At 72.5% G+C, this 10,465-nt stretch carries 10 protein-coding genes; 2 read left to right on the top strand and 8 right to left on the bottom strand.

The window, feature by feature from the left end; all coding sequences use genetic code 11:
* Positions 1 to 96: 96 nt before the first annotated feature.
* The 3 genes from ACWC2B_RS37910 to ACWC2B_RS37900 all read right to left on the bottom strand — a co-directional run bounded on the left by ACWC2B_RS37910 (position 97) and on the right by ACWC2B_RS37900 (position 2,835).
* Positions 97 to 765: a response regulator gene (locus ACWC2B_RS37910; RefSeq protein WP_450724885.1), complete on the bottom strand. Its 669-nt coding sequence runs from the start codon at positions 763 to 765 to the stop codon at positions 97 to 99.
* Positions 762 to 2,153 (bottom strand): histidine kinase, encoded by a 1,392-nt coding sequence (locus tag ACWC2B_RS37905; protein ID WP_450724883.1) that lies wholly within the window; start codon positions 2,151 to 2,153, stop codon positions 762 to 764. Before ACWC2B_RS37905 ends, ACWC2B_RS37910 begins: the two co-directional genes overlap by 4 nt.
* 187 nt (positions 2,154 to 2,340) lie before the next feature.
* Positions 2,341 to 2,835 carry an FBP domain-containing protein gene (locus ACWC2B_RS37900; RefSeq protein WP_450724881.1) on the bottom strand — a complete coding sequence of 165 codons (495 nt, stop codon included), beginning with the start codon at positions 2,833 to 2,835 and terminating at the stop codon, positions 2,341 to 2,343.
* Positions 2,836 to 2,943: 108 nt separating this feature from the next.
* Here ACWC2B_RS37900 and ACWC2B_RS37895 point away from each other — a divergent pair, with 108 nt between their 5' ends.
* A complete protein-coding gene (locus ACWC2B_RS37895; protein WP_450724879.1) occupies positions 2,944 to 3,513 on the top strand; it encodes a TetR/AcrR family transcriptional regulator in 570 nt (189 codons plus the stop codon).
* On the top strand, positions 3,510 to 4,712 hold the full coding sequence (locus ACWC2B_RS37890; RefSeq protein WP_450724877.1) for a GDSL-type esterase/lipase family protein: 1,203 nt from the start codon (positions 3,510 to 3,512) through the stop codon (positions 4,710 to 4,712). The genes ACWC2B_RS37895 and ACWC2B_RS37890 overlap by 4 nt, the downstream gene beginning before the upstream one ends.
* A gap of 100 nt (positions 4,713 to 4,812) precedes the next feature.
* On the opposite strand, the gene ACWC2B_RS37885 is transcribed toward ACWC2B_RS37890, so the two are convergent.
* From ACWC2B_RS37885 to ACWC2B_RS37865, 5 genes are all read right to left on the bottom strand, one after another.
* Positions 4,813 to 5,682 (bottom strand): alpha/beta hydrolase, encoded by an 870-nt coding sequence (locus tag ACWC2B_RS37885; RefSeq protein WP_450724875.1) that lies wholly within the window; start codon positions 5,680 to 5,682, stop codon positions 4,813 to 4,815.
* Between the two features lie 128 nt (positions 5,683 to 5,810).
* A complete protein-coding gene (gene kynU / locus ACWC2B_RS37880; RefSeq protein WP_450724873.1) occupies positions 5,811 to 7,010 on the bottom strand; it encodes a kynureninase in 1,200 nt (399 codons plus the stop codon).
* A complete protein-coding gene (locus ACWC2B_RS37875) occupies positions 7,003 to 7,851 on the bottom strand; it encodes a tryptophan 2,3-dioxygenase family protein (RefSeq protein ID WP_450724889.1) in 849 nt (282 codons plus the stop codon). Before ACWC2B_RS37875 ends, kynU begins: the two co-directional genes overlap by 8 nt.
* 231 nt (positions 7,852 to 8,082) lie before the next feature.
* Positions 8,083 to 8,496: a DUF3151 domain-containing protein gene (locus tag ACWC2B_RS37870; protein ID WP_450724871.1), complete on the bottom strand. Its 414-nt coding sequence runs from the start codon at positions 8,494 to 8,496 to the stop codon at positions 8,083 to 8,085.
* A 123-nt stretch (positions 8,497 to 8,619) separates the two neighbouring features.
* Positions 8,620 to 10,074 carry a DHA2 family efflux MFS transporter permease subunit gene (locus ACWC2B_RS37865; protein WP_450724887.1) on the bottom strand — a complete coding sequence of 485 codons (1,455 nt, stop codon included), beginning with the start codon at positions 10,072 to 10,074 and terminating at the stop codon, positions 8,620 to 8,622.
* Positions 10,075 to 10,465: the final 391 nt, after the last annotated feature.

Below are 10,465 nucleotides of genomic sequence, written 5' to 3'. Positions count from 1 at the left end.
CAGGAACGACCACCGGGCCGGAGCCGGACAACCAACCCCCGGAGGCCACGCGGCGGAGCCGCAGAGTGTCACAGCGGGAAGGGGCGGGGTGGGGGATCAACCCGGGGTTACCAGGCGGGTCTCGTACGCGTACACCGCCGCCTGCGTCCGGTCACGAAGCCCCAGCTTCACCAGCACCCGGCTCACATGCGTCTTGATCGTCGACTCGGCCACCACCAGCCGATCCGCGATCTCCTGGTTCGACAGCCCCTGGGCGATCAGAACGAGCACCTCCGTCTCGCGGTCGGTCAGCTCCTCCACCTGGCCGGGAGGCGCGGAGGAACCCGCCCGCTGCACCGGCACGACCCGCGCGAACTCGTTGATCAGCCGCCGGGTCACCGAGGGGGCGAGCAGCGCCTCCCCGGACGCCACCACCCGTACCCCATCCGCGAGTTGACGCGCCGAGGCATCCTTCAGGAGGAAGCCCGACGCGCCCGCACGCAGCGCCTGGTACACGTACTCGTCGAGGTCGAAGGTGGTCAGGACGAGCACCTTCGAGGCGTCGTCCGCCGCCACGATCTCCCGCGTCGCCTCGATGCCGTTCATGCCGGGCATCCGGATGTCCATCAGGACCACATCGGGACGCAGCGTCCGCACCTGGGCGACCGCCTCGCGTCCGTCGACCGCCTCGCCGACGACCTCGATGTCCGGCTGCGCGCCGAGCAGTACGGAGAAACCCTCGCGCACCATCATCTGGTCGTCGACGATCAGGACCTTGATCGTCATGCGTGTTCTTCCTTCTCCGTCGCCTCGGCCGATCCTGCGGCCTCGGCGGGCTCCGCGGGCTCGACCGGGATGAAGACCGTCACCTCGTACCCGCCCTCCCCCGTCCGCTCCGCGGTCATCGCGCCGCCGAGCATCGCCACCCGCTCCGCCATGCCCGTGAGCCCGTGCCCGGAACCCTGCGAGGGTCCGGCCTTCGAGGTCGCGGGGCCGTTCACGATGCGCAGGCCGAGCCCGCCCAGAACGTACCCGATCTCCACCCGCGCCCCCGCGCCGGGCGCATGCCGCAGGGTGTTGCTGAGGGCCTCCTGGATGATCCGGTACGCCGACAGTTCGACGCCCTGCGGGAGTTCCCGTACCGCACCGGTGATGACCTTCTCGACCGGAAGGCCGGCCTCGCGGACGTTCGCGAGCAGGCCCTCCAGGTCGGCGAGGGTGGGCTGGGGGGCGTCCGGCGCCTCGTAGTCCTCCGCGCGTACGACGCCGAGCACTCGGCGCAGTTCGGTGAGGGCCGCCACCGCGTTCTCGCGGATCGTCGCGAAGGCCTGCGCCAGCTCGGGCGGCGGGTTCTCGACCCGGTACGGCGCGGCCTCGGCCTGGATGGCGACCACCGACATGTGGTGCGCCACTACATCGTGCAGCTCACGCGCGATGTTGGTGCGCTCCTCCAGGACCGTCCGCTTGTCGCGCTCCACCGCGGTGACCGACTTCTCCGCGCTGACCTGCCGCTCGGCGTCCTTGCGTATGTGTACGACGGAGATGAGGAGCAGGACTATGCCGTAGACGAACACCATCTGAAGACTGCCGAACGAGCCCGAGTGGCCGCGCGCGGAGCCCAGCACCACGCTGAGCGCCGCGGTGACCGCCCACATCCAGGCCGCGACGCGGGGGCGGGTGCGCAGGGCCACCACCGTCAGGACGCTGAGGTGCATGAAGACGGAGCCGGGCGTCCAGGGGGTCATGCTGCCGTGCTCCCCCACGAGCCCGGTGAGGAGCGTCGCCGCGCAGGACATCCAGAACGCGCCGATGGGACGTACCAGCGTCATCACCACCGGCACCGCCACGATCAGCCCGCTCACCAACCAGGCGAGGCCCCCGCCGACTCCGCTCAGGCTGCGCGTGTAGCCGAACATCATGGTGAGGAACGCGAGGAAGCCGACCTCCGCGTGCGGGGTCCAGGCCGCGGCTTCGCGTATGCGGCCCGGGAGCCGGCGCGTGATCGGGCCGTCGGTCCGCATGCGCGGAAGCGGCCGGTAGGCGAAGGCGTCGTGGAACAGGTCCCTGCGCAGCCCGCCGTACGCGTCCATCGCCAGCCGGAACTCCGGGGTGCGCTCGGCGCCGCCACCCGCTGTACTGCCGCTCCCCTGCCGGAGCCTGGTCGTCTCGTTCACACCACCACGGTAGGCGGCGGGCCGCACCGGGGCGTCCGGCCCGGTGGGGATCCTGCGGGGTCCGCCTCAGGGACTACGCGGTGCACCCGGGGGTGGGCCGAGACCGCGCTGCCGCGCCGGCGACCCCGCGATCAGAGCCCGTGTCCAAGCCCCGTCGGAGACCCGGGCGGGGTTGGGACACGGGCTCTCAGTCAGCCGTCACCTTGGCGACGAACGAGGCGATGTTCGCGACCGTCCGCCGGATCTTCTCCTCCACGGTGAGCGTCTCGTGCAGCCGCGCCCCTACACCCGCGTCCTTCTTGCCGCGTACGTAGAGCGAGCAGTCGAGGTCGCCGCAGATGTAGGCGCCGACCGAGTTCCCCTGCTTGCCGGACTTGCCCGCCTTCGGCGCGACCATCAGCGCGACGCCGCCGGAGTGGGTGGTCAGGCACAGGGAGCACATGCTGCGCCGCTGCTGCCCGACGGCGGCGCTGGAACAGCGCAGGGCGACGCCCTGCGGGCGGCCGTCCAGCTCGACGACGAGGTAGCCCCGGTCGGGCGCCTGCGGGTCGCGCCAGCCGAGGTAGTCCAGGTCGTCCCAGGGCCGTTCGGCCAGGTCGCGCGGGACGGCCAGGCGCTTGGCCTCGCCCTTGGTGCAGTTCACGAAGGCGGCACGGATGTCCTGCTCGGTCAGCGGCTTCATATACGTCACGGTAGATTGCCTAAAGCCTTTAGGCAAATGAGTAACTGCTTAAGGTAGGCTTCTGGCAGGCAGAGCGAGAGAAGCAGCAGAGCGAGAGGGAGGAAGGGCATGGCACGGGTAGGACTGACCACCGAGCGCCTGGTCCTGGCGGGCGCGGAGCTGGCCGACGAGGTCGGCTTCGAGCAGGTGACCGTCTCGGCGCTGGCCAGACGGTTCGACGTCAAGGTCGCGAGCCTGTACTCACACGTGAAGAACTCCCAGGACCTCAAGACCCGGCTCGCCCTGCTCGGCCTGGAGGAACTCGCCGACCTGGCCGCCGACGCGGTGGCCGGCCGGTCCGGCAAGGACGCCCTTGCCGCGCTCGGCAACGTCTACCGCGACTACGCCCGCGCCCACCCCGGCCGCTATGCCGCGACCCAGCTGCGGCTCGACGCGGAGGCGGCGGCCGCCAGCGCGGGCCGCAGGCACTCGCAGATGACGCGGGCGATCCTGCGCGGCTACGACCTGCCGGAGCCGGACCAGACGCATGCGGTGCGGCTGCTCGGCAGCGTCTTCCACGGCTACATCAGCCTGGAGATGGGCGGCGGGTTCAGCCACAGCGCCCCCGACACCCAGGAGACCTGGGAGCGCACCCTGGACGCGCTCGACGCCCTGCTGCGGAACTGGCCGGCATCATGACCGGGCCCGTAGGCGACGGGATCGAGAACCCGATCACGGCCCCCATCACCACCCGGATATCGGCCCAACTCCTGCGCGGAGCAATCGAGTTGGAGAACACCGAGCACGGCGTGCTGCCGCACCGGCTGCCCGCCCGGGCCCGCGCCCAGGGCGCCGACGCACAGCTCGCCATGGCCGAGACCCAGCCCTCCGGCGTCCGCCTCGCCTTCCGCACCCGGGCCACCACCGTGGAGCTGGACACGCTGCCGACCAAGCGCGTGTACGTCGGCGCCCCGGCCCGGCCAGACGGCGTGTACGACCTGCTGATCGACGGCCGCCTCGCAGGTCAGGGCAGTGTGGCGGGGGGCCGCACCGTAACCGTCGACATGGCGACAGGGTCCGTCACGAACGACCCCGGTCCGGTCGGCACCCTCCGCTTCACCGATCTTCCCGACACCGTCAAAGACGTCGAGATCTGGCTGCCGTACCACGAGACGACCGAACTGGTCGCCCTGCGCACCAACGCGCCCGTCGAGCCGGTGCCGGACGCGGGCCGCAAGGTGTGGCTGCACCACGGCAGTTCGATCAGCCACGGCTCGGACGCCGCGAGCCCGACGTCCATCTGGCCGGCCCTGGCCGCCTCGCTCGGCGGCGTGGAACTCATCAACCTGGGCTTCGGCGGCAGCGCCCTGCTCGACCCGTTCACCGCGCGGACGATGCGGGACACGCCCGCGGACCTGATCAGCGTCAAGATCGGCATCAATCTGGTCAACCACGATCTGATGCGGCTGCGGGCGTTCATCCCGGCGGTGCACGGCTTCCTGGACACGATCCGGGACGGCCACCCCACCACGCCCCTGCTGGTGATCTCGCCCATCCTGTGCCCCATCCACGAGAACACCCCGGGCCCCAGCGCCCCGGACCTCACCGAACTGGCCTCCGGCCGACTGCGGTTCCGCGCGGCGGGCGACCCGACGGACCCGAGCCGCTTGACGCTCAGCACCATCCGCAAGGAGCTGGCGGCGATAGTGGCAGAGCGCGCGGTGGACGACCCGAACGTCCAATACCTGGATGGCCGTTCCCTGTACGGGGAGGGGGACGCCGGCGAACTACCCCTTCCGGACGCGCTGCATCCGGACGCGGAGACCCATCGCCGCATGGGGGAGCGATTCGCTGAACTGGCTTTCATGGGTGGCGCGTTCAGCAGGACGACTGCCTGAGCTCCGCAAGGGGCGAGGCCTTGGGGGAACAAGCCGAGACCTTGGGGGCGCGAGCAACCACGCACGGTCGGCACGTAATGAACCGCACCCGGCGGAGCACTCAGTACGCCAGCTGGGCGATCTCCTCGGCCACTACGGCGCAGGCGTCCGCCGCGGGGTCGATGAGGGGGAAGTGGCCGACACCCTCCAGCAGGGTGAGCCCCACCATCTCCCCCGCCTTCGCCGCCGCGTCGACGTACGCCTCCGCCACCGCCTGCGGCACAACGATGTCCTCGCGCCCCTGCACGACGGCCGTGGCGATCCCGGTGGGCAGTAGCGCGGCGGGATCGGCATGCGGACCACGTGCCCCCAACTCCCCTTCTCCACCCATGAGTTGGAGCACAGCCCCCGAGCAGACGTCCAGCTCCACAGCGGTGGCGAAGTCGGCGATCGGGGCGAGGGCCACGACACCGCGCAGCGCGGCGGGCCCGGGGGTGCGCCACGGGGAGCCGGCCGGCAGTACGTGCCGGGCGGCCGCCCACAGGGCGAGGTGGCCACCCGCGGAGTGCCCGGCCAGCACGATGCGGCGCGGATCGGCCTGCGGGACGGCATCGCGTACGAGGGAGGGCAGGGCGTCCAGCGCCGCCGCCACGTCGTCGAACGTGTCCGGCCAGCGCCCCGCCACCGGCCCCGCACCACCCTGCTGCGGCAGCAGACTCCCACGCCGGTACTCGACGTTGGCCACGGCGAACCCGCGCCGGGCCAGGAAATCCGCGAACGGAGTGAGGTGTACGCGGTCGTACGGGGCCCGCCAGGCGCCGCCGTGCAGCAGCACGACGAGGGGGGCACCGGCCCGGCCGTCCCGCGGGGCGTAGAAGTCGATCACCTGGTCGGGGTGGCTGCCGTACGCCGCGGCGGCGTCCGGGGCGACTGCGGGGTGGGAGAAGGCGGAGGCCTCTTCAGCCGCGTCGCGCTCTGCGGGATCCGTCATTCCCCAACCTTTCGCCAGGCCAAGCCGGTTGATCACCCGGGCGCCCCGGACGCTACCAGGGCGCCCACCGTCACGACCCGGGGCGGCCCGGGGGGTGCGCTGGGGGCGCCCCCGCCCGGGGAAGACCCTCAGCCCAGCAGCGCCGCGAGTTGCGTCGCCGCGCGCTCCGCATCGGCGAAGCCCACGTACAGCGGTGTGAAGCCGAAGCGCAGGACGTCGGGGCGGCGGAAGTCGCCCACCACGCCCCGGGCGGTGAGCGCGCGCATCACCTCGCCCGCTCCCTCACAGCTCAGGGACACCTGGCTGCCGCGTTCCGCATGCGCGACCGGGGTCACCGACGACACCCGCCCCGCCGGAACGTACGCCTCGACGCACTCCAGGAAGAAGTCCGTCAGCGCGAGGGACTTGGCCCGGACCGCCTCGATCGGGACGCCGTCCCACACGTCGAGCGCCGACTCCAGGGCGAGCATGGACAGGATGTCCGGGGTGCCGACCCGGCCCCGTACCGCGCCGTCGCCCGGCACGTACGCCGGCCGCATCCCGAAGGGGTCCTCGTGCGAGTTCCAGCCGGGCAGCGGGGTGTCGAAGCGGGGCTGGTGGTCGCCGCGTACGTACAGGTACGCCGGTGAACCCGGGCCGCCGTTCAGGTACTTGTAGGTGCAGCCCACCGCGAAGTCGACGCCGTGCTCGCCGAGGCCGACCGGCAGCGCGCCCGCGCTGTGGCACAGGTCCCAGACGGCCAGGGCTCCGGCGGACTGGATCGCCGCCGTCATCCCGGGCAGATCGTTCAGGCGGCCCGTGCGGTAGTCGACGTGGTTGACCAGGACCGCCGCCGTGCGCGGACCGAGCGCGGCGACGATCTCCGCCGGTGGCAGCGCCCGTATGTGACGGCCCGTCATACGGGCCGCCGACTGGGCGACATAGCCGTCCGTGGGGAACGTCGAGGCGTCGACCAGGATCTCGTCCCGGTCGTCGCCGGCCAGGCGTACCGCCGCCACCAGCGCCTTGAAGACGTTCACACTCGTCGAGTCGCCGACCACGACCGTGCCGGGACCGGCGCCGACGAGCGGAGCGATACGGTCGCCGATCCGCTCAGGCGCGGTCCACCAGCCGCTCTCCTCCCAGGAGCGGATGCGCAGCTGGCCCCACTCGCGGGCGATCACGTCCTGCATACGGGCCGGAACGTGCCGGGGCAGCGCGCCCAGCGAGTTCCCGTCGAGGTAGACCACGCCGTCGTCGAGGGCGAACAGGTCGCGGTGCCGGGCGAGTTCGTCTGCGGCGTCCAGTGCCGCGGCCTTCTTGGCCAGTGTCTCCAGTGCCTCAGACATGGCTGCGCGCCGTCCACAGCTCAGGGAACACGTTCTTGGTGGCCCGCTTCTCCAGCCAGGCCACCCCGGCCGAACCGCCGGTGCCGGACTTCGAGCCCATGGCCCGCCGGGTCGCCACGAGATGGTCGTTGCGCCATCGCCACACGAGTTCGCCGACGTCGGTCAACGCCTCGCCCAGGCGCACCAGTTCACCGTTCTGGTCGCCCGCGTACAGCTCGGCCCAGACCGCCTCGACCTCGGCGGACGGCTCGTACTTGCGGGTCAGGTCGCGCTGGAGGACCGAGAACGGAACGGCGTACCCGCGCCGCGCGAGCAGCGCCAGAACCTCGTCGTACAGGCTCGGCTCACCGAGCGCCTTCTCCAGCTCGGCGTGAACGCGGGGCGCGCCCCGGTGCGGCACCAGCATCGACGCCGACTTGTCGCCGAGCAGGAACTCCATCCGCCGGTACATCGCCGACTGGAACCCGGAACCCTCGCCGAGCGCGGCCCGGTAGGAGTTGAACTGGGCCGGGGTCAGCTGCGCCAGCGGCGTCCACGAGGCGTTCAGCGCCTCCAGCTCCCGTACCGAACGCTTCAGTGCGTCGATCGCGACCGGCACCCGGTCCGCGCGCAGCGCCCGCGAGGCGGTCTCCCACTCGTGCACGATGACCGTGAACCACAGCTCCATGACCTGGGTGGTGACCAGGAAGACCATCTCGCCCGGGTCGTCCGAGCGCAGATGCTGAAGGTGGGTGAGGACGTCCGCCTGGACGTAGTCCTCGTACGGTGTCGTGCCCTCGAAGTCCAGATTCGGGGTCTCCGGCTCGTCGCCCGCTTCGGGCGGCGTGACCGGTTCGGACATCTTTGATGACATCGCTGTCTCCTCGATGTGTCCGGGTAGCGGTCCGCCCCTTCCTTGGTCGGCATCGGAGCCCCGGTCCCCACCGGCATCATAAGCACGCTTCCGTGCGCTTCGTCAGGGCGGCGGTGGCGCCGTGACGAACGTCCCTTCCGCGGTGCACGGCGGCCAGGCGTTGTCACCGGTGCGGGTCTCCGGGACCCGGGCCGGGGGCGGGCCCCGGCCCAGGGGGGATCAGCCCAGGGTGTCCGCGGCGAGCGGCGAGGAGTCCCGCAGGAAGGTGGTGCAGCGCTCGTACTCGGCGTCCTCGCCGATGGCCTGGGCGGCGCGCGCGAGGGCGTGCAGGGCCCGCAGGAACCCGCGGTTGGGCTCGTGCTCCCACGGCACGGGGCCGTGCCCCTTCCACCCGGCACGGCGCAGCGAGTCGAGGCCGCGGTGGTATCCGGTACGGGCGTAGGCGTACGACTCGACGGTGCGGCCACCGTCGAACGCGTCGTCGGCGAGCTGCGCCCAGGCGAGCGAGGAGGTGGGGTACTTGGCGGCGACGTCGGCGGGCGCGGTGCCCCCGGCGAGCAGCTCGCGCGGCTCGGGGTCGTCGGGCAGGAGCGTCGGGGCGGGGCCGCCGAGCAGGTTCTCGTGAATGGACATGCGCCAAGTCTGCCACCGCGGGAGTCTGCCGGGGCGGCTGGTTTTTTCCCCCGCCCGGCCCCGGGGGCGGGAGCGGGCGGCGCGGGTCCGGGCGGGGTGCGCTGGGGCTCCGCCCCAGGGTGTTCAGGGCGCGGGCTCGTCGTGGTCGGGTTCCAGGGCCGGGCCGGACACGCCGCACTGCACGCGGCACTCCGGCACAACCCCGTCCGCCGGCCGCCGCACGGCCAGGAAGGCGATCAGGGAGGCCAGCGCCAGCGCCCCCGCGCACATCGGCATGGCCCGCCGGAACGTCGCCCCGAACTCCGCCGCCGACCGGTACGCCTCCGGCCCCATCCCCGCGGCCAGCGGCAACGCGGCCACCGCGATCAGTCCCGCGGCACGCGCGGCCGCGTTGTTGATGCCGCTGGCCAGCCCCGCCCGCCCCACGTCGACCGACCCGAGCACCGTCGCGGTGAGCGGCGCCACCAGGGTGACCATGCCGAGGCCGAGCACGAGCAGCGCGGGCAGGACGTCACGTACGTACGCCGCGTGCTCGCCGGCCCGCAGCATCAGCAGCATCCCGGCCGCGCACAGCAGCGGCCCGACCGTGAGCGGGATGCGCGGCCCGATCCGCTGCCCCAGCTCGCCCGAACGCGCCGAAAGCAGCAGCATCAGCACCGTCGTCGGCAGCAGGGCGGCGCCCGCGCCGAGCGCCGAGTACCCGACGACGACCTGGAGCTGGAGGGCGGCGAGGAAGAAGAATCCGCCGAAGGCGGCGTACACGCACACCGTGACCGCGTTGACCGTGGTGAACACCCGCGAGCGGAAGATGTCCGGCGGCAGCATGGGGTCGGCCAGATGCCGCTCGCGCCGTACGAAGGCCGCGCCGAGCCCGAGCCCGGCGACCGCCGCCCCGACGACCAGCCGCGACGAACCCTGCCCGGGCGCCTCGATCAACGCGTACGTCACGAGGGCCAGGGTCAGCGCGCCGAGGGCCGCGCCCATCACGTCGAAGCGGGCGGTGTGGGTGCGCGGGTCCCGCGACTCCGGTACGTGGCGCAGGGCCACCGGTACGCAGAGCGCGGCCAGCGGCACGTTGATCAGGAACACCCAGCGCCAGCCGGGGCCGTCCACCAGCCAGCCCCCGAGGAACGGGCCCACGGCCGCCCCGACCCCGCCGAGTCCCGACCACACGCCGACCGCGCGGGCCCGGTCGTCGGGGTGGAAGCCCGCCTGAATGATCGCGAGGGAGCCGGGGGTGAGCAGGGCGCCGCCGATGCCCTGGAGGGCGCGGGCGGCGATGAGCACCCCGGCGTTCGGGGCGAGCCCGCACAGCAGCGATCCCGCGGCGAACCAGACCACCCCGATCACGAACACCTTCCGGCGGCCGTACCGGTCGCCCAGGGCGCCGCCGAGCAGGATGAGGCCGGCCAGGGTGAGCATGTAGGCGTTGACGGTCCACTGGAGTACGGCCATGTCCGTGTCGAGGTCGGTGCCGATGTGGGGCAGGGCGACGTTGACGACGGTCGAGTCGAGGAGGGCCATGCCCGATCCGAGGACGGTGGTGAGCAGCACCCAGCGGCCGGGGGCGGTGCCCATGCGTACGTTGTCCACCACAGCGAAACTGTCCCCCACCCCACCCCTCCCCGAAACCCGCCGGGGGTGAGTGGGGGTTCGGCTCCGGCCGGGGGTGGGTGGTGGTTTGCCTGCGGACCGTCGAGGCTGGTCGCGCAGTTCCCCGCGCCCCTGAACTCCGTGGGTGGCTGGTCGCTCCCCCAAGTTCTCGGCTTCGCTCGAACAGGGGGGACCCCCATGAACAGGGGGGACCCCCATCGCGGCGGAGCCGCACATGTCACAGCCCCGCGCCCCTAGCAGGGTTGATCGTGGCCAGCAGCGGCATCTTTAGCCCGTCATGGGGGTCCCCCTGGCCCTTAAGGCCTTGGGGGAGTTTGAGGACGAGCGCCCTTAAGGCGCGAACGGGGTCTGGGGC

The sequence above is a fragment of the Streptomyces sp. NPDC001415 genome (assembly GCF_053597395.1).
Note: the sequence above shows the minus strand (reverse complement) of the source record. Positions and strands in the feature narration are given on the sequence as shown.

Excerpts from the sequence above, each read along its gene's own strand:
- ACWC2B_RS37865 (WP_450724887.1), bottom strand. The coding sequence starts at position 10,074 with ATGGGCACCGCCCCCGGCCGCTGGGTGCTGCTCACCACCGTCCTCGGA.
- ACWC2B_RS37885 (WP_450724875.1), bottom strand. The coding sequence starts at position 5,682 with ATGACGGATCCCGCAGAGCGCGACGCGGCTGAAGAGGCCTCCGCCTTC.
- ACWC2B_RS37890 (WP_450724877.1), top strand. The coding sequence starts at position 3,510 with ATGACCGGGCCCGTAGGCGACGGGATCGAGAACCCGATCACGGCCCCC.
- kynU (WP_450724873.1), bottom strand. The coding sequence starts at position 7,010 with ATGTCTGAGGCACTGGAGACACTGGCCAAGAAGGCCGCGGCACTGGAC.
- ACWC2B_RS37910 (WP_450724885.1), bottom strand. The coding sequence starts at position 765 with ATGACGATCAAGGTCCTGATCGTCGACGACCAGATGATGGTGCGCGAG.
- ACWC2B_RS37870 (WP_450724871.1), bottom strand. The coding sequence starts at position 8,496 with ATGTCCATTCACGAGAACCTGCTCGGCGGCCCCGCCCCGACGCTCCTG.
- ACWC2B_RS37900 (WP_450724881.1), bottom strand. The coding sequence starts at position 2,835 with ATGAAGCCGCTGACCGAGCAGGACATCCGTGCCGCCTTCGTGAACTGC.
- ACWC2B_RS37875 (WP_450724889.1), bottom strand. The coding sequence starts at position 7,851 with ATGTCCGAACCGGTCACGCCGCCCGAAGCGGGCGACGAGCCGGAGACC.
- ACWC2B_RS37895 (WP_450724879.1), top strand. The coding sequence starts at position 2,944 with ATGGCACGGGTAGGACTGACCACCGAGCGCCTGGTCCTGGCGGGCGCG.